Genomic DNA, 17,069 nt, shown 5'->3' with positions numbered 1-17,069 from the left:
CTTGCGTTGGGTGGGGCTCGGGGCTCATCCCGCGACCGCAACACAGCGCCCGGAAAGCGGCTGCACTCAGTAGTGCGGCGGGCGCTCGTGGGCGCTCTCGCTGCCTCCGTCGAGGGCATCCAGGGCACTGCGCTGTTCGCGCAGGCGTTGCTGCATCAGGGTGTTGATGCGGGTCAGCCGCTCGATCTCGGCGGACTGCTCACGCACCCGTGCATCCAGGGTTTCCAGCCAATCCTCCTGATAGGTCAGGCGGCTCTCCAGCGCCTCCAGGCGTGCCTCGGCGGAGCTGAGCGACGCAGGATTTGCCGTGTTAGACTTCGAAGGCTGTGTCTCATTATTCATTCACGGCACCTTTGGCATGTCTGTTCGAGGATCGTCAGCCGGCGCTATATGAGGCCGGTCATTGGTAATACAAGTAGTCAGTATCACAACCTTAGGAACCACTGCATAAATGCCTGCACGAGCGAATGGCTGCGTTGCGCGGTACTCGAAGGCTCGCCTAACCCCACGTTATGTCTCGCCTTCTGTGCTCCGTGCGCCTTGCCTTTCATCTCGCTCGGCGATTTATTCAGCGCTTCCCTTACCTGCCCGCCCCCGGGCGGCGCGCGTTCCGCTATCCCGACGTCTAGAGATATGAGAATCCATGAATAGCAAGGTCTTTCTACGCTGTACGTTGATCAGTCTACTCCTCTCCATTCCCTCGCCACTGCTGATCGGTCTGCTGATCACCCTGATCAGTAGCGTCCTGGCCACCGATCTCACCTGGTTCCTGAACGTCGAAGGTGTCTCGGCGATGTATGCGGCCACGGTGCTGGCGGTCTTTATCGTCCTGCTGCTGGCGACGCTGACGGTCTCGCTGCTGTCGCCGGCGACGCCCAAGGCGGTGACCGCCGCCATGCTGGCGGAGGTCGAGAACGACGACCGCGAGCTGGGTGAAGTGAAGTGGTTCAACGTCAACAAGGGTTACGGCTTCATCACTCGCGCCAGCGGCGAGGATGTCTTCGTCCATTTTCGCGCCATTCGTGGCAAGGGGCACCGTACCCTCGCCGAGGGGCAGAAAGTGCGCTATCACGTGATCGAGAACGATCGGGGGTTGCAGGCCGACGACGTCACCGTCATCACCTGAGCATCAGCCACCATCCCAACCGCCTCCGGCGTCTGACGCCGGGGGCGGTTTTTTTATGTCTGGCAGTGGGCCATGGCCCGGTGTGACGCCGGTGCGTCAATTGGCGGGGGCGGGCATCTCGTCACCGCTGCCGCTCGGGTCTTCCCGGTTGTCCACGCCGGCGCGCGCTTCGGCCTCGACGAAGATGCGCTTGACCGTGGCGTGGCGTTGCTTGATCTGGCGGTCGAGCTCGACGATGGTGCGTTCGATGCGTTCGGCCCTGGCGTCACGCGCGAAGCGTACGCTGAGATTGACCAGCACGAAGTCCGGGCCCATGTGCATGGTCAGTACCTCGTTGACCTGTTCGATGCCTTCGGCGTCGTAGGCGAGCTGGCGGATGTCGTCGACCACGTGGCGGTTGGCCGCCTCGCCGATCAGCAGCCCCTTGGTCTCCATCGCCAGCCAGATTGCGGTGCCGCCGAGAATCAGCCCGATGATCACCGACGCGATGCCGTCGAAGATGGCCAGTCCCGTCCACTGGCTGAGGCCGACCCCGGCCAATGCCACCATCAGGCCCAGCAGGGCGGCGGAGTCCTCGAACACCACCACGAACATCGACGGGTCCTTGCCGCGGTGGACCGCCTCGAGGTAGCTCCACTTGCCCTTGGTCTTGCGAAATTCATTGAGCGCAAAGGCCCAGGAGGCGCCCTCGAAGAGGATGCCGAGCCCGAGCACGATGTAGTTGATCAGCGGTGATTCGATCGGCTCGGGATGCAGTATGTGCACCACGCCCTCGTAGAGCGAGACCCCGGAGCCGACGGCGAAGATCAGCAGCGCGACGACGAAGCTCCAGAAATAGATCTCCTTGCCGTGGCCGAACGGGAACTGCTCGCTGGGTGGCCGCTTGGCCCGCTGCATGCCGAGCAGCAGCAGAACCTGGTTGCCGGTGTCGACCACCGAGTGGATGCCTTCGGAGAGCATCGCCGAGCTGCCGGTCATGGCAGCGGCGAAGAACTTGGTCACGGCAATGGCGAGGTTGCCGCCCATGGCCGCGAAAATGACCGGTTTGGATTCTGCCATGCGGACCTCCTTGTCCTGGTCTGGCGCTGCCCGCTGGGGCCGGCGCGCGAAGAGGGCGCTTGCGCCTCGGGCACCGTCACGGACGGGGCCGTGCGGCGCTGTGGCGACAGCGCTGTGTGCGAGTATAGAGGATGCCGGCGGCCCCGGGCGGGGCCTTGGGCTCACTGGCCGGGGTCGGGCCAGTCGATGGTGCCTTCCTGACCGTCGGGGCGCACCTGCCAGAAACGGTCCGGGTCGTCCCCCGGTTGCCAGCCGCCGAGGGAGCAGCGCGCCTCGCAGCCCAGCCGGACCGCGGCGTCACGCGCGCAGTCGGTGTCGCGGGGCCAGGGCGTGGCGTCACAGTCGAACCACAGGCTGGCGAAGTGATCGGCGGCACGCTCCACCAGCATGATGTTGATCGGGCGCGCCTCGCACGTCGCCTTGCCGCGCCAGATGCCCTTGCCGCTACGCGCCAGCGTCAGCGCGTCGTCGGCCAGCGCCTCGCGCAGCCAGGCGGTGATGGCGTCGACGTCGGCCTGGGCCAGATAGATCTCGATGTCGGGAAAACGCTGCATGGCTTCCTCAGGTGAACAGCCGCACCAGTGTCGCTTCGTAGACGCGGCTCAGGATATCGAGGTCTTCGGCACGGATGCGTTCGTCGACCTGGTGGATGGTGGCGTTGATCGGGCCCAGCTCGATCACCTGGGTGCCGAGCGTGGCGATGAAGCGCCCGTCGGAGGTGCCTCCGGAGGTCGAGAGCGTCGGGGTGATACCGGCCTCCTGCTCGCAGGCCGCCCGCGCGGCTTCGAGCAGGAGGCCGCCGGGCGTCAGGAAGGGTTCGCCGTTGAGCGTCCACTCCAGCTGGTAGTCGAGGCCATGGGCGTCGAGCAGGGCGGCGACGCGCTCGCGTAGCGTCTCATGGGTCACCTCGGTGGAGTAGCGGAAGTTGAAGGTCACCTCCAGCTCCCCTGGCACCACATTGGTCGCGCCAGTGCCGGCATGCAGGTTGGAAATCTGGAAGCTGGTGGCGGGGAAGAACTCGTTGCCGGCGTCCCAGTACTCGTCGACCAGCGCCTGCAGCGCCGCCAGCGCCTGATGGATCGGGTTGCGTGCCAGATGCGGATAGGCCACGTGGCCCTGGATGCCGCGCACCTTGAGCACGCCGCCGAGGGAGCCGCGCCGGCCGTTCTTGATCACGTCACCCAGGGTGCGGGTCGAGGAAGGCTCGCCGACGATGCAGTAGTCGAGCGCCTCGGCGCGTTCGCGCAGACGTTCGACCACCGCCCGTGTGCCGTGGATCGCCGGGCCCTCTTCGTCGGCGGTGATCAGAAAGGCGATGCGACCGGCGTGGTCGGGGTGGGCGGCAACGAAGCGCTCCACCGCGGTGACCATCGCCGCCAGACTGCCCTTCATGTCGGCGGCGCCACGCCCGCACAGGAACCCTTCGGCGTCGATGCGAGGGTCGAACGGCGGGTATTGCCAGGCGCTCTCCGGGCCGCTGGGCACCACGTCGGTGTGGCCGGCGAAGGCCAGCACCGGGCCGTGCTGGCCGCGGGTGGCCCAGAAGTTGTCGATACCGCCGATGGTCATGCGTTCGACGTCGAAACCGAGCCGCGCCAGGCGCTCGATCATCAGCGCCTGGCAGCCGTGGTCGTCCGGCGTGACCGACGGCCGCGCGAGCAGTTCGAGGGCCAGGGCCTGGGTGGCAGAGTGCGCGGTCGTCGATGACGCGTCAGACATGGTGGCTCCGGCCGGATCAGTTGTGGGCGTGCAGGGCTTCGTTGAGCGCCACGGCGCTCTTGTTGGTGCGGCACTCCAGGCGCCCGCTCACCGAGTGGCGCACGAACAGCAGGTCGCTCTGGCCGGCGAGTTCGCGCGCGGCCACGGTCTCCACCGCCTGGCCCTGATCGTCGAGCACCGTCACCTTGGCGCCGGCGGTGACGTAGAGCCCGGCCTCGATGGTGCAGCGGTCGCCGAGCGGAATGCCGAGGCCGGCATTGGCGCCGATCAGGCAGTTCTCGCCGATGCTGATGACCACGTTGCCGCCGCCGGAGAGGGTGCCCATGGTGGAGCAGCCGGCGCCCAGGTCGGAGCCCTTGCCGACGAACACGCCGGCGGAGATGCGGCCTTCGATCATGCCCGGCCCTTCGGCCCCGGCGTTGAAATTGCAGAAGCCCTCGTGCATCACCGTGACCCCTTCGCCCAGATAGGCGCCCAGACGTACCCGCGCGGTGTCGCCGATGCGGATACCCTTGGGCACCACGTAGTCGGTCATCTTGGGGAACTTGTCGACGCAGTCCACCGAGAGCGGGCGACCGGCCAGGCGCGCCTGGAGCCGACGCGCGGGTAGCTCCTCGACGTCGATGGCGCCTTCGCTGGTCCAGGCGACGTTCTTGAGCAGGCCGAACATGCCGTCGAGCTTGAGCCCGTGCGGCTTGACCAGGCGGTGCGAGAGCAGATGCAGCTTGAGATAGACCTCGGGCACGCTCTCCGGCGCATGGTCCTCTGCCAGAAATACCGCGACCAGCGGCCGCTGAGCGGTGGCGAACGCCTCGGCGATCTCCGCCTGCTCGGGCGCCCCGGCATCCCGCAGCGCCTGGGCCAGGTCGGCGCAGTGCTCGGGAAGGAAGCTCACCACTTCATCCTCGGCGCCCTTCAGCGCCTGACGGGCGGCGCTGACCAAAGCCTCGTCGGGCTGGTAGAGCGGTGCCGGATAGTAGACCTCGAGCCAGTCGCCCTGGGCGTTCTGGGTGCCGGTTCCTAGTGCGAAGCTCAGCATCGCGAAATCCTCTTGATCATGAAGGCGGTGAATGGGGCCTTGGGTGTGGCGGTATCGTGGGCGGCGCCGATCAGGCTCCCAGGGTGGCGTAGCGGGCCGGGTCGAAACCGACGATCAGCGTCTCGCCCCGGGCCAGCAGCGGACGTTTGAGCAGCGTCGGGTGCTCCAGCATCAGCTCGCGCGCCCGCGTCGCATCGACGTCCTGCTTGGCGTGATCGTCGAGCCCGCGCCAGGTGGTGCTGCGGGTGTTGAGCAGCGTCTGCCAGTCGGCCGCGGCGAGCAGACGATCGAGCAGTGCGGCGTCCAGGCCGTCCGCACGCAGATCGTGATAGCGATACTCCACGCCCTGGTCGGCCAGCTGGCGCCGCGCCTTGCGGCAGGTATCGCAGGTCTTGATGCCATACAGGGTGGTGGTCATGGTCGCCGGCTGCTCGCAGTGTCGCAAAGCCGCCGATTATAGGCGTCCCGGCACCCCGGCTCAAACCGGGGCGTCGGGAACCCGGGTCAGACGTCGAGCGCCTCGCACAGGCGTTCACGCAGGCGCCGCTGCGCTTCGGGGTCGGTCAGCGGGCGGCCCTGCTTGTCGGTGATGAAGAAGACGTCCTCGACGCGTTCGCCTAGGGTGGCGATCTTGGCCGCCGACAGCGCGATGTTCTGCTCCATGAAGATGCGCCCCACGCGCGCCAGCAGGCCCGGGCGGTCGGGGGCGATCAGCTCCAGTGAAGTGCGCTCGTTGGCCGGATCCTGCTCGATGATCACTTCGATCGGCACCTTGAAGTGCTTGAGCTGGCGCGGCGTGTGGCGACTGACGATCTGCGGATAGTCGTCGGGGTCGTCGAGCTCCTCGACCAGATAGCGGCGCACCTCCTCGAGGCGTGCCGGATCGCGGATCGCATCGCCGTCGTCGTCGAGCAGGATGAAGGTGTTGAGCGTCCAGTCGTCGCTGGAGGTGGCGATGCGCGCGTCGTGGATCGACAGCCCCAGCTGCTCCATCGCCGCGGCGGTGGCGGCGAACAGGTCGTCCACCGAGCGGGTATGGATGAAGATCTTGGTGCCGCCCTCGGTCATGTCGGCGCTGGGGGCGCTGACCAGGATCAGCGGCAGCGGCGTCTGGTGGGCGAGGATGCCCTGGGTCTGCCAGGCGATCTCGCTGGCGGTGTACTGCAGGAAATAGTCCTCGCCGAAGGTCTGCCACAGCGCCTCGACCCGCTCGCTGTCGGCGCCGATGGCGCGCAGCAGGCCGAGCGCCTCCTCGCGGGTCTCGCTGACCCAGCCCTGGCGGTCGATCGTGTTGTCGAGCCCGCGCCGCAGCACACGCCGGGTCTCGGTATAGAGCTGGCGCATCAGCGAGGCGCGCCAGCCGTTCCATAGCGACGGATTGGTAGCGCTGATGTCGGCCACGGTGAGCACGTAGAGATAGTCGAGGTGGACCTCGTCGCGCACGGTGCGGGCGAAGGCGTGGATCACGTCGGGGTCGGAGATGTCGCGCTTCTGCGCGGTCTTCGACATCAGTAGATGGTGCTCCACCAGCCACGCCACCAGGCGCGTATCCCAGGGTGACAGGTCGTGGCGGGTGGCGAAGTCGGCGGCATCCACCGCGCCCAGCTGCGAGTGGTCGCCGCCGCGGCCCTTGCCGATATCGTGATAGAGCCCGGCTATCCATAGCAGTTCGAGCTTGGGCAGCTTCTGGATCACTTCGATGGCGACGCTGTACTCGTCACTGTCGCGGGCCTCGCGGAAGCGCTGCAGAAAGCTCAGCAGGCGCAGGGTGTGGGCGTCGACGGTATAGATGTGGAATAGATCGTGCTGCATCAGCCCCACCGCCTCGCCGAACTCGGGCAGATACTTGCCCAGCACGCCATAACGGTTCATCCGTGTCAGCTGGGTGGGCACGTCGCCGCCGCTGCGCAGCAGCTCCATGAACAGGCTCTGGTGGCGCAGATCCTGACGGAAGGCGTCATCGATCAGGTGGCGGTGGTCGCGGATCTGGCGGATGGTGTCGGCGCGCACGCCCTCGATCTCGGGGTGCTGGGCCATCACCAGGAACAGTTCGAGCAGCGCCCCCGGGCGGCGCACGAAGACGTTGGGGTGGCGCAGCTGGATATAGCCGCCCTTGGTCTCGAAACGCGAATTGATCGGTTTCACCTCCAGCGCTTCGCCGGCGCGCAGGATGACTTCGTCGAAGTGCTGCAGCAGCATGTCGTTGAGGCCGGCCAGCGCGGTGACGTGGCGGTAGTAGGCCTTCATGAACTGCTCCACCGCCAGCCGTTCGCGGGTGTCGACATAGCCGAACAGTGCCGCCAGGGCGCGCTGATGGTCGAACAGCAGGCGATCCTCGGCGCGCCCGGTGAGCATGTGCAGGGCGTAGCGTACCTGCCACAGGAACGCCTGACCCTGGCTCAGGATGCGCAGCTCGGCGTCGTTCATGAAGCCCTGGGCGACCACGTCCTCGTAGCGCAGCGGGCCGAAGTGGCGCTTGGCCACCCAGCCGATCATCTGGATGTCGCGCAGCCCGCCCGGAGCGCTCTTGAGATTGGGCTCGAGGTGATACTCGGAGTTGTTGTGCTTGTAGTGGCGAGTGATCTGTTCCTGCCACTTGCCCTCGAAGAAGGCCGCCGACGACCACATGTGGCGCGCCGACAGGCGCTCGCGCATGGCCCCGCGCAGGCGCTCGGGGCCGGCCAGGGTGCGCGTCTCGAGCAGGTTGGTGATCACCGTGATGTCGGCGCGCGCCTCGCGCTCGCAGTCGTTGAGCGAACGCACGCTCTGGCCGATCTCCAGGCCGATGTCCCACAAAAAGGTGATGAAGCCGGTCAGCGCCTCGCGGTAGGGGGTGTCGTCGTCGTGCTCGAGCAGCAGCAGCAGATCGATGTCGGAGTAGGGGTGCAGCTCGCCGCGCCCGTAGCCGCCCACCGCGAGCAGGGCGATGCCGTCGTCGTGCCAGTCGAAGCGCTCCCAGGCGACTTCGAGCAGGCGGTCCAGGCACCAGGCGCGGCCGTGGACCAGGTCGCGGATATCGCTGCCCTGACGGAAGCGTGCATCGAGACGCTCGTGGAGGGTCGCCAGGGCCTGCTTGAACGCCGGAATGGGCTGGCGTTCACGGGCGAGCTCGGCACGGAACGCGGCGACGTCGAACAGCGATTCGTCGGGCTGGAACCGATAGTGATGCAGCAGCATGAACGCGAGCGCTCCCGATCGATGAAGGGGGTCGCCAGGCGACCCCGGGCGGGCAGGGGACGGTCAGGCGGAAAGAAAGCTCAGGTCTTCGTCGGCGCGGGCAGTGAGCACCTCGACGCCGGTGTCGGTGACCAGCAGGGTGTGCTCCCACTGGGCCGACAGGCTCTTGTCCTTGGTCACCGCGGTCCAGCCGTCGCGCAGTACCTTGGTGCGATAGCCGCCGGCATTGAGCATCGGTTCGATGGTCAGGCACATGCCGGATGCGAGCTCGGCGTCGGCCTCGGGCGCATAGCCGTCATAGTGCAGCACCTGGGGCTCCTCGTGGAAGCCGGCGCCGATACCGTGGCCGCAGAAGTCGCGCACCACCGAGTAGCCGAAGCCTTCGGCGTGGCCCTGGATCACTCGCGCGATGGTGGAGAGCCGCACGCCCGGGCGCACCTCGGCCATGGCCTTGTAGAGGCACTCCTGGGTCACGCGGCAGAGGCGCTCGCCCTGGATCGTCTCGCCGATCACGAACATCATGCTGCTGTCGCCGTGATAGCCGTCGGCGGTCTTCACGGTGATGTCGATGTTCATGATGTCGCCGTGCTTGAGCTTCTTGTCGAAGTCGGGGATACCGTGGCAGACGACGTGGTTGAGAGAGGTGCAGATCGACTTGGGGAAGCCGTGGTAGTTGAGCGGTGCCGGGGTCGAGCCGAGCTCTTTGACGATGAAGTCGTGGCACAGGCGGTCGAGCTCGCCGGTGGAGACGCCGGCGACGACGTGGGGGGTGATCATGTCGAACACGGCGGCGGCCTGACGGCCGGCTTCGCGCATTTTTTCGATTTCGTCGGGTGTCTTGCGTGGAATGTTCATGCGCTCTCGCAGCGGAGTTCGGTGGGTGTCGCAGGCCGTGGTGAAGAGACGACAGAGACGGCGTCGAGGCGTTGGCTTCGACGACCGGCGACTTCATCTTGCGTGGGTTATATGGTATAAAGCCGCGCGCTCGACTGCAATTCCCGTCCTGAAGCGGCGCGAGACAGCGATGTCTCATGCCATCAGGGGTGAAGCGAGCCCGCCGCGCTAGCGGATGCGGCGTGCGGTCGACGCGACAGTGGCGGTGAGTGCACTCGTCTCGAGGTACCACCGGAAAAAACACACACGCACCGACACATGGTCCCGGGTGCCGTGACGGCAACGCCGAGCGGTCGGATCCATGGGGTGTGTGGAGGCCCAACCCGATTCTTCAGGAGTCACCATGGCACAAGTCAACATGCGCGACCTGCTCAAAGCAGGTGCACACTTCGGTCACCAGACCCGTTACTGGAACCCGAAGATGGGTCAGTACATCTTTGGCGCGCGTAACAAGATTCACATCATCAACCTCGAACATACCCTGCCGGCGCTGCTCGAAGCCACTGGCGTGGTCGAGAAGATGGCCGCTTCCAACAACAAGATCCTGTTCGTCGGCACCAAGCGTTCCGCCAGCAAGATCATCAAGGAAGAGGCGAATCGCGTCGGTCAGCCGTTCGTCAACCACCGCTGGCTGGGCGGCATGCTGACGAACTACAAGACCATTCGTCAGTCGATCAAGCGTCTGCGTGAACTCGAGACCATGCGTGAAGATGGCACCTTCGAGAAGCTGACCAAGAAAGAAGTCCTGATGGCGACCCGCGAGCAAGAGAAGCTCGAGCGTTCCATCGGCGGTATCAAGGAGATGGGTGGCCTGCCCGACGCGCTGTTCGTGATCGACGTCGACCACGAGCGCATCGCGATCAACGAAGCCAACAAGCTTGGCATTCCGGTCATCGGCGTGGTCGACACCAACTCCAACCCGGACGGCGTCGACTACGTCATCCCGGGTAACGACGACTCCATCCGCGCGATCCAGATCTACGTGCAGGCGATCGCCGATGCTTGCGCCAAGGCGAAGGAAGGCCGTCCGGACGAGTTCGTCGAAGTCAGCGAGACCAGCGACGCCGCGGCCGAGTAACGCCGCAGGCATCGTGTCTGCGTTGGGCGTGCTCCCGCAGGGCGGTCACCGGATCGCCGACATCAGCGCAGACAGAGGGGGCTATCGAGCCCCCTTTTTACACCCGCAGCGGTGCCCCGCGGGCGCCGTTCGTCAGACGAAACAGCGATTTGCAGAGGGACTCACATGGCAGCTATCAGCGCTTCTCTAGTCAAGGAACTGCGTGAGCGTACCGGTCTCGGCATGATGGAGTGCAAGAAGGCACTCACCGAAGCCGATGGCGACATCGAGCGTGCGATCGAAGATCTGCGCAAGAACTCTGGCCTCAAGGCAGCCAAGAAGGCCGGCCGTACCGCCGCCGAAGGCGCCATCGTCACCCGCGTGGCCGCCGACGGCAGCTACGGCGCGATGCTCGAAGTCAACTCCGAGACCGACTTCGTATCGCGTGACGATAACTTCAAGAGCTTCGCTGACAAGGTCATGGCCAAGGTGTTCGAGGCCAAGTCCGAAGACATCGCCGCGATCATGGACGGTGAACTGGAAGACGCGCGCAACCAGCTGGTGCAGAAGATCGGCGAGAACATCTCCGTGCGCCGCGCGGTGGTCGTCGATGCGCCGGAAGGTGGCGTGGTCGGTGCCTACGTCCACGGTGACCGTATCGGCGTGCTGACCGTGCTCAAGGGCGGCAACGCCGAAGTGGCCAAGGACGTCGCCATGCACGTGGCCGCGATCAACCCGGTCGTCGCGCGTCCGGAAGAGATGCCGCAGGAGCAGCTCGATCAGGAGAAGGCGATCATCCTGGCCCAGCCGGACATGGCCGGCAAGCCGAGCGAAATCGCCGAGAAGATGGTCCAGGGCCGTCTGAAGAAGTACCTGGCCGAGAACAGCCTGACCGAGCAGCCGTTCGTCAAGGACCCGAACCAGTCCGTGGCCGAGTACGCCAAGAGCGCTGGCGGCGAAGTCATCGGCTTCACGCGTTTCGAGGTCGGCGAGGGCATCGAGAAGGAAGAGGTCGATTTCGCCAAGGAAGTCATGGAACAGGCTCGCCGCTGAGCCCCGTGATGTCCGTCGGGAGCGGTGGTCGCCAGGCGTCCGCGACTGCTCCCAGTGATGGCGTGCGCGAAAGCGCACGCCATCGCGTATCCGCTGGATGAGAATCGCATTCCGCCAGCCGGTCCTGCCGACACGCCCCGCAATTACCAGGAGAGATCCCCATGTCCGACGTCGTCGACCGTTCGAACAAGCCCGCCGAGAAGTCGAAGTACAAGCGCATTCTGCTCAAGCTGTCCGGTGAGGCACTGACCGGCGAGCAGGAGTTCGGCATCGATCCCAAGGTGCTCGACCGCATGGCGCTGGAGATCGGCCAGCTGGTAGGCATCGGCGTGCAGGTGGGTATCGTGATCGGCGGCGGCAACCTGTTCCGCGGCGCGGCACTGCATGCCGCCGGCATGGAGCGGGTCACCGGCGACCACATGGGCATGCTGGCGACGGTGATGAACGCCCTGGCGATGCGCGATGCGCTGGAGCGTTCCAACATCCGTTCGCGGGTGATGTCGGCGATCCCCATGAGCGGGGTGGTCGAGCACTACGACCGCCGCACCGCGATTCGCTATCTCACCTCCGGCGACGTGGTGATCTTCTCCGCGGGTACCGGTAATCCCTTCTTCACCACCGACTCCGCCGCCTGCCTGCGCGGTATCGAGATCGATGCCAACGTGGTGGTCAAGGCCACCAAGGTCGACGGTGTCTACGACAAGGACCCGGTCAAGCACCCCGACGCCGTCAAGTACGAGCGCCTGGGGTATGATGACGTCCTCGACCAGAAGCTCGGGGTGATGGATTTGACCGCCATCTGTCTGGTACGTGACCATGACATGCCGGTGCGCGTATTCGACATGACCAAGCCCGGCGCGCTGTTGAATCTGGTGGTCGGTGGGCGAGAAGGCACGCTGATTGATTGAGGTTTAGGACATGATCGACGACATCAAGAAAGACGCCGAAGGGCGTATGAAGAAGAGCCTGGAGTCGCTCCAGACCAACTTCCACAAGATTCGTACCGGCCGCGCCCACCCCAGCATTCTGGATGCGGTGATGGTCGAGTACTACGGCAGCGACGTGCCGCTCAACCAGGTCGCCAACGTCAACGTCGAGGACGCGCGCACGCTCGCCGTCACGCCGTGGGAGCGGACCATGGTGCAGAAGATCGAGAAGGCGATCATGACCTCCGATCTGGGCCTGAACCCCGCCACCGCGGGGACGGTCATCCGTGTGCCGATGCCGCCGCTGACCGAAGAGACGCGCCGCAACTACATCAAGCAGGCCCGTGCCGAGGCCGAGAACGCCCGCGTGGCGGTGCGTAACGTGCGGCGCGATGCCAACAGCGACCTCAAGTCCCTGCTCAAGGACAAGGAGATCACCGAGGACGACGAGCGTCGCGGTGAAGAAGAGGTCCAGAAGCTGACCGACAAGTATGTCAGCGAGATCGACAAGCTTCTGGAATCCAAGGAACACGACCTGATGCAGGTGTGAGGTTCGACGAGGGAGCGGGCATGAGGCCCGCTCCGCCGCCGCCCATCCGGCTTGCGAGATATCATGACAGACATGCAGTCGCGTGACGCTCTGGCGACGTCGTCGGTGCCTCGCCATGTGGCGATCATCATGGACGGCAACAATCGTTGGGCGCGCGCCCGGGGGCTCTCCAGTGCGCAGGGACATCGCGCTGGGGTCGAGTCGTTGCGCAGTGTGATCCGCCGGGCGGCGGAGCTCGGCATCGGCACCCTCACCCTGTTCGCCTTCTCCAGCGAGAACTGGCGCCGGCCCTCGGCCGAAGTCAGTGCCTTGATGGAGCTCTTCATGCTCGTGCTCAAGCGCGAGGTCAAGAAACTCGACGACAACGGCATCCGGCTGTCGATCATCGGCGATCGTCGGCGCTTCTCCAGTTCGCTGCAGAAGCAGATGGCGCGTGCCGAGGCGCAGACCCGTGACAATCCGGGGCTGCATCTGGTGGTGGCGGCCAACTACGGCGGCCGCTGGGACATCGCCCAGGCCTCGCGCCGGCTGGCCCGGCGGGTGGCCGACGGCGAGCTGGCCCCGGAAGAGATCGACGAGACGCTGCTCGATAGCGAGATCTGCCTGGCCGGCGAGCCAGCGGTGGATCTGTGTATCCGCACCAGCGGCGAGCAGCGTATCTCCAACTTCCTGCTGTGGCAGCTGGCCTACGCCGAACTGGTGTTTTCGCCGCAGCTATGGCCCGATTTCGACGCCGCCGCGTTCGATGCCGCGCTGGGTGATTTCCAGCAGCGGCAGCGCCGTTTCGGCATGAGTCAACAGCAAGTCGAGGCGCATGGTGCTTAGGCAACGGATTCTGACCGCACTGATACTGGCGCCGCTGGCGCTGGCCGGCCTGTTCGGGCTCGACGGCGGCGCCTTTGCGCTGTTCACCGCCCTGGTGCTGCTGCTCGGTGCCTGGGAGTGGGCGCGTCTGGCCGGCTTCGCCGCCACCGCGCCGCGTCTGGCCTATACCGCGGCGCTGGGTGTGGCGCTGCTGGTGGCGTGGTTCGCCGGCTGGGCGTCCGCCCACTGGCCACTGTGGCTGGGCGTACTCGGCTGGCTGGCCAATGCCCGCTGGGTCATCCGCTACCCGGATGCCACTCACGAGTGGCAGCGCCCCGGCGTACGCCTGGCCATGGGGGTATGGGTGTTGTTCCCGTGCTGGGTCGGTTTCTATCAGTTGCGTCAGGAGGGCAGCGAGTGGCTGCTGTTCGTGCTGCTGCTGGTGTGGCTGGCGGACATCGGTGCCTACTTCTCCGGGCGCCGCTTCGGCCGGCGCAAGCTGGCCCGGCATGTCAGCCCCGGCAAGTCCTGGGAGGGCGTCTACGGCGGCTGGGTAGCGGTGGCGCTGCTGGCGCTGGCCTACTCGCTGTGGCTGCCGCTCGACGCCGGCCAGGCCCTGGGACTGTTGCTGCTGGCGCTGCTGGTGGCGCTGGTGTCGGTGGTGGGGGATCTGTTCGAGAGCATGCTCAAGCGTTTCTGCGGCCTCAAGGACTCCAGCCGTCTGCTTCCCGGGCATGGCGGCATTCTCGATCGCATCGACAGCCTGACCGCGGCAGTGCCGCTGTTCGCGCTGATCAGCCCCTGGCTGGGATAACCCCGGATGAGTGCATCTCCCCCTCTGAAGGTCAGCGTGCTCGGCGCGACCGGCTCCATCGGACGCAGCACCCTCGACGTACTGGCGCGTCACCCCGAGCGCTACCGGCTGCATGCGGTGACCGCCCAGCGCTCGCGCGAGGCGCTGCTCGAGCTGTGTCTGGCGTGGGCGCCGGCACGTGCGGTGATCGGTAGTGCCGCGGACGCCGCCTGGCTTCGTGCCGAGCTGGGCGCCGCCGGCCATGTCGCCACCGAGGTGAGCAGCGGCGAGCAGGCGCTGATCGAGGTCGCCGGAGATCCCGACGCCGACGTGGTGATGGCGGCGATCGTCGGTGCCGCCGGGCTGCTGCCAACGCTGGCGGCGGTGGAGGCGGGCAAGCGTGTGCTGCTCGCCAACAAGGAAGCGCTGGTGATGTCCGGCAGCCTGTTCATGCAGGCGGTAGCGCGCGCCGGGGCGACACTTTTACCGATCGATTCGGAACATAATGCGATCTATCAGTGTCTTCCTATGCAGCATCGCGGCGGGCTCGAGCGCCTCGGCGTCTCGCGCCTGCTGCTGACCGCCTCCGGCGGCCCGTTCCGTGAATGGGCCAGCGCCGACCTGGACAGGGTGACGCCGGCCCAGGCCTGCGCGCATCCCAACTGGTCGATGGGGCAGAAGATTTCGGTCGACAGCGCCACCCTGATGAACAAGGGACTGGAGCTGATCGAGGCGTGCTGGCTGTTCGATGCCGGCCCGGCTCAGGTCGAGGTGGTGGTACACCCCCAGAGCATCGTTCACTCGATGGTGGGCTACAGCGATGGTTCGGTGCTGGCACAGCTGGGCAATCCCGACATGCGCACGCCGATCGCCTATGGTCTGGCTTGGCCCGAGCGTATCGATGCCGGGGTCGCGGCGCTCGACCTGTTCGCGGTCGGGCGGCTCGACTTCGAGCCGCCCGACGAGCAGCGCTTTCCCTGCCTACGCCTGGCGCGCCAGGCGATGGTGGCGGGCGGCACCGCGCCGGCGGTGCTCAACGCCGCCAACGAGGTCGCGGTGCAGGCGTTTCTGGCCGGCCGGCTGTCGTTTCCGGGCATCGCCAGGGTCGTGGCAGCGACGCTCGAGGCGCTCGAGGTGCGCGCGGCCGATTCGCTCGACGTGATAATGTGCGAGGATGCACGCGCCCGGCGTACCGCCGAGTCGCTGCTGCCACAATGATCCGGCTGGCCGGATCCTGCTAGAGGGGACGGGCGTGATGGATGCGCTCCAGAATGTGCTGGCCGTCATCGTCGTGCTCGGCCTGTTGATCACTTTTCACGAGTTCGGCCACTTCTGGGTCGCGCGTCGCTGCGGGGTCAAGGTGCTGCGCTTCTCGGTCGGTTTCGGCAAGCCGCTGTGGTCGCGCCGCGACCGTCACGGCACCGAGTTCGCGCTGGCCGCGATTCCGCTCGGCGGCTACGTCAAGATGCTCGACGAGCGCGAGGGGCCGGTGGCACCGGGCGAGCGCGAACACGCCTTCAATCGCAAGAGCGTGTGGGCGCGCATCGCCATCGTCGCTGCCGGCCCGATCGCCAATCTGCTGCTGGCGGTGGTCGCCTACTGGGCGCTGTTCGTCTACGGCACCACGACGGTGGCACCGGTGGTGGGGGCGGTGGTGCCGGGGTCGCCGGCGGCCGAGGGCGGGCTGCGTCAGGGCCAGGAGATCGTCAGTGTGCAGGGCGAGCCGACGCCCTCCTGGAACGACGTCAATCTGCAGCTGATCGTGGCGATCGGCGCCGACGGCGCGCTGAGCGTGACCACCCGCGAGCGCGCCGAAGGCCCGACCACCGAACATCGCGTGCCGGTCAGCGGCTGGCTGGTGCGCCAGGATCCGCCGCAGCCGCTGGCCACGCTCGGCGTGGTGCCGTTCCGGCCGACGGCGCCAGCGGTGCTGGGGCAGGTGCTCGAGGGCGGCCCGGCGGCCAAGGCCGGGCTCCAGCCCGGCGACCGTCTGCTGCGCGTCGACGGGCGTGAACTCGACGACTGGGCGGGCTTTGTCGATGCGGTGCGCGCGCATCCAGACCAGCCGCTGCAGGTGACCCTGTCGCGGGACGGCGAGACGCGCACACAGACCCTCACGCCGGACAGCCGCGAGGCGGAGGACGGCGCACGTATCGGCTATGTCGGCGCGGCTTCCGAGCGGGTCGAGTGGCCGGCGGAGTATCGTCGCGAGATTCGTTACGGGCCGCTGGCCGCGGTGGGCCAGGCGCTCGACAAGACCGGCGAGATGACCTGGCTCACCGCCGATTCGATCCGCAAGATGGTGGTGGGCTGGATTTCGCCCTCCAACCTTTCAGGGCCGATCACCATCGCGCGGATCGCCGGCGATTCGGCACGCAGTGGGGTCGAGACCTTCATCGGTTTTCTCGCCTATCTGTCGATCAGCCTGGGGGTGCTCAACCTGCTGCCGATTCCGGTACTCGACGGCGGGCATCTGGTCTACTACCTGATCGAGCTGGTGCGCGGGCGGCCGGTGTCGGAGAATGCCCAGGCCATGGGGCTCAAGATCGGCGTGGCGCTGGTCGGCTGCTTGATGGTGATGGCGCTCTATTTCGATCTGATGCGTCTCTAGGCTCTGTACGAAAACTGCCTGCGCTCGGCAATACGGCGTTAAAAATCGGCTTAAGATGCTCATTTACACCGCGTAAACTCCGCTCTTTCGCCGATTTTTGCCTTGTCTTGCCGTCGCTCGCCGACTTTTAGTACGGATCCTCGGCACTGGCCGAAAAGGACTGCGCCCGCCGAGGGATGGCGACGGGCGGCGAAAGGAAGACCTCGGTGATCGGCGGGCCTGGCCTTGTCAGTCACTGAGGGAAATGTATAAGGTGCCTGT

The 17,069-nt window shown here is 66.4% G+C and carries 17 protein-coding genes; 9 read left to right on the top strand and 8 right to left on the bottom strand.

The window, feature by feature from the left end; genetic code table 11:
• Positions 1 to 66: 66 nt before the first annotated feature.
• Positions 67 to 342, bottom strand: coding sequence for a SlyX family protein (locus ABV408_RS15910; RefSeq protein ID WP_353979861.1), 276 nt, complete (start codon positions 340 to 342; stop codon positions 67 to 69).
• A gap of 301 nt (positions 343 to 643) precedes the next feature.
• Between ABV408_RS15910 and ABV408_RS15905 the strand changes: the two genes are divergently transcribed.
• Positions 644 to 1,126, top strand: a complete 483-nt coding sequence (locus ABV408_RS15905) for a cold shock domain-containing protein (RefSeq protein ID WP_353979859.1) — start codon at positions 644 to 646, stop codon at positions 1,124 to 1,126.
• 96 nt (positions 1,127 to 1,222) lie between these two features.
• Here the strand turns inward: ABV408_RS15905 and ABV408_RS15900 are convergent, their stop codons facing one another.
• From ABV408_RS15900 to map, 7 genes are all read right to left on the bottom strand, one after another.
• The gene (locus ABV408_RS15900) at positions 1,223 to 2,185 is read right to left on the bottom strand and encodes a cation diffusion facilitator family transporter (RefSeq protein ID WP_353979858.1); all 963 of its coding nucleotides are present in this window, start codon (positions 2,183 to 2,185) and stop codon (positions 1,223 to 1,225) included.
• A gap of 161 nt (positions 2,186 to 2,346) precedes the next feature.
• On the bottom strand, positions 2,347 to 2,739 hold the full coding sequence (locus tag ABV408_RS15895; RefSeq protein ID WP_353979856.1) for a hypothetical protein: 393 nt from the start codon (positions 2,737 to 2,739) through the stop codon (positions 2,347 to 2,349).
• Between the two features lie 7 nt (positions 2,740 to 2,746).
• Positions 2,747 to 3,904, bottom strand: coding sequence for a succinyl-diaminopimelate desuccinylase (gene dapE / locus ABV408_RS15890; RefSeq protein WP_353979855.1), 1,158 nt, complete (start codon positions 3,902 to 3,904; stop codon positions 2,747 to 2,749).
• A gap of 16 nt (positions 3,905 to 3,920) precedes the next feature.
• The gene (dapD, locus tag ABV408_RS15885) at positions 3,921 to 4,943 is read right to left on the bottom strand and encodes a 2,3,4,5-tetrahydropyridine-2,6-dicarboxylate N-succinyltransferase (RefSeq protein WP_353979854.1); all 1,023 of its coding nucleotides are present in this window, start codon (positions 4,941 to 4,943) and stop codon (positions 3,921 to 3,923) included.
• 70 nt (positions 4,944 to 5,013) lie between these two features.
• Complete coding sequence (locus tag ABV408_RS15880) at positions 5,014 to 5,361, bottom strand: ArsC family reductase (protein WP_353979853.1); 348 nt, start codon at positions 5,359 to 5,361, stop codon at positions 5,014 to 5,016.
• Between the two features lie 86 nt (positions 5,362 to 5,447).
• Positions 5,448 to 8,120 (bottom strand): [protein-PII] uridylyltransferase, encoded by a 2,673-nt coding sequence (locus tag ABV408_RS15875; RefSeq protein ID WP_353979852.1) that lies wholly within the window; start codon positions 8,118 to 8,120, stop codon positions 5,448 to 5,450.
• Positions 8,121 to 8,183: 63 nt separating this feature from the next.
• Entirely contained in the window at positions 8,184 to 8,975 is a 792-nt protein-coding gene (map, locus tag ABV408_RS15870; protein WP_353979851.1) for a type I methionyl aminopeptidase, read from the bottom strand.
• A 382-nt stretch (positions 8,976 to 9,357) separates the two neighbouring features.
• Between map and rpsB the strand changes: the two genes are divergently transcribed.
• The 8 genes from rpsB (at position 9,358) to rseP (ending at position 16,808) form a co-directional block, all read left to right on the top strand.
• Positions 9,358 to 10,092 (top strand): 30S ribosomal protein S2, encoded by a 735-nt coding sequence (gene rpsB / locus ABV408_RS15865; protein WP_035472496.1) that lies wholly within the window; start codon positions 9,358 to 9,360, stop codon positions 10,090 to 10,092.
• 165 nt (positions 10,093 to 10,257) lie between these two features.
• Positions 10,258 to 11,124 carry a translation elongation factor Ts gene (gene tsf / locus ABV408_RS15860; protein ID WP_353979850.1) on the top strand — a complete coding sequence of 289 codons (867 nt, stop codon included), beginning with the start codon at positions 10,258 to 10,260 and terminating at the stop codon, positions 11,122 to 11,124.
• Positions 11,125 to 11,285: 161 nt separating this feature from the next.
• The gene (gene pyrH, locus ABV408_RS15855) at positions 11,286 to 12,032 is read left to right on the top strand and encodes a UMP kinase (RefSeq protein ID WP_035472500.1); all 747 of its coding nucleotides are present in this window, start codon (positions 11,286 to 11,288) and stop codon (positions 12,030 to 12,032) included.
• Positions 12,033 to 12,042: 10 nt separating this feature from the next.
• On the top strand, positions 12,043 to 12,600 hold the full coding sequence (gene frr / locus ABV408_RS15850) for a ribosome recycling factor (RefSeq protein WP_035472502.1): 558 nt from the start codon (positions 12,043 to 12,045) through the stop codon (positions 12,598 to 12,600).
• Positions 12,601 to 12,663: 63 nt separating this feature from the next.
• Positions 12,664 to 13,425 (top strand): polyprenyl diphosphate synthase, encoded by a 762-nt coding sequence (gene uppS / locus ABV408_RS15845; protein ID WP_353979848.1) that lies wholly within the window; start codon positions 12,664 to 12,666, stop codon positions 13,423 to 13,425.
• Positions 13,418 to 14,218, top strand: a complete 801-nt coding sequence (locus ABV408_RS15840; protein WP_353982250.1) for a phosphatidate cytidylyltransferase — start codon at positions 13,418 to 13,420, stop codon at positions 14,216 to 14,218. Before uppS ends, ABV408_RS15840 begins: the two co-directional genes overlap by 8 nt.
• 6 nt (positions 14,219 to 14,224) lie before the next feature.
• A complete protein-coding gene (gene ispC, locus ABV408_RS15835; RefSeq protein ID WP_353979846.1) occupies positions 14,225 to 15,415 on the top strand; it encodes a 1-deoxy-D-xylulose-5-phosphate reductoisomerase in 1,191 nt (396 codons plus the stop codon).
• Between the two features lie 37 nt (positions 15,416 to 15,452).
• Positions 15,453 to 16,808, top strand: a complete 1,356-nt coding sequence (gene rseP / locus ABV408_RS15830) for a sigma E protease regulator RseP (RefSeq protein WP_353979845.1) — start codon at positions 15,453 to 15,455, stop codon at positions 16,806 to 16,808.
• The last annotated feature ends 261 nt before the right edge of the window (positions 16,809 to 17,069 follow it).

This window comes from Salinicola endophyticus (assembly GCF_040536835.1).
GTDB lineage: Bacteria > Pseudomonadota > Gammaproteobacteria > Pseudomonadales > Halomonadaceae > Salinicola > Salinicola endophyticus_A.
This window is presented reverse-complemented; position numbering and strand designations above follow the sequence as displayed.

Coding starts and splice junctions, on each gene's coding strand:
- ABV408_RS15910 (WP_353979861.1), bottom strand. CDS start 342: ATGAATAATGAGACACAGCCTTCGAAGTCTAACACGGCAAATCCTGCG.
- ABV408_RS15905 (WP_353979859.1), top strand. CDS start 644: ATGAATAGCAAGGTCTTTCTACGCTGTACGTTGATCAGTCTACTCCTC.
- ABV408_RS15900 (WP_353979858.1), bottom strand. CDS start 2,185: ATGGCAGAATCCAAACCGGTCATTTTCGCGGCCATGGGCGGCAACCTC.
- ABV408_RS15895 (WP_353979856.1), bottom strand. CDS start 2,739: ATGCAGCGTTTTCCCGACATCGAGATCTATCTGGCCCAGGCCGACGTC.
- dapE (WP_353979855.1), bottom strand. CDS start 3,904: ATGTCTGACGCGTCATCGACGACCGCGCACTCTGCCACCCAGGCCCTG.
- dapD (WP_353979854.1), bottom strand. CDS start 4,943: ATGCTGAGCTTCGCACTAGGAACCGGCACCCAGAACGCCCAGGGCGAC.
- ABV408_RS15880 (WP_353979853.1), bottom strand. CDS start 5,361: ATGACCACCACCCTGTATGGCATCAAGACCTGCGATACCTGCCGCAAG.
- ABV408_RS15875 (WP_353979852.1), bottom strand. CDS start 8,120: ATGCTGCTGCATCACTATCGGTTCCAGCCCGACGAATCGCTGTTCGAC.
- map (WP_353979851.1), bottom strand. CDS start 8,975: ATGAACATTCCACGCAAGACACCCGACGAAATCGAAAAAATGCGCGAA.
- rpsB (WP_035472496.1), top strand. CDS start 9,358: ATGGCACAAGTCAACATGCGCGACCTGCTCAAAGCAGGTGCACACTTC.
- tsf (WP_353979850.1), top strand. CDS start 10,258: ATGGCAGCTATCAGCGCTTCTCTAGTCAAGGAACTGCGTGAGCGTACC.
- pyrH (WP_035472500.1), top strand. CDS start 11,286: ATGTCCGACGTCGTCGACCGTTCGAACAAGCCCGCCGAGAAGTCGAAG.
- frr (WP_035472502.1), top strand. CDS start 12,043: ATGATCGACGACATCAAGAAAGACGCCGAAGGGCGTATGAAGAAGAGC.
- uppS (WP_353979848.1), top strand. CDS start 12,664: ATGACAGACATGCAGTCGCGTGACGCTCTGGCGACGTCGTCGGTGCCT.
- ispC (WP_353979846.1), top strand. CDS start 14,225: ATGAGTGCATCTCCCCCTCTGAAGGTCAGCGTGCTCGGCGCGACCGGC.
- rseP (WP_353979845.1), top strand. CDS start 15,453: ATGGATGCGCTCCAGAATGTGCTGGCCGTCATCGTCGTGCTCGGCCTG.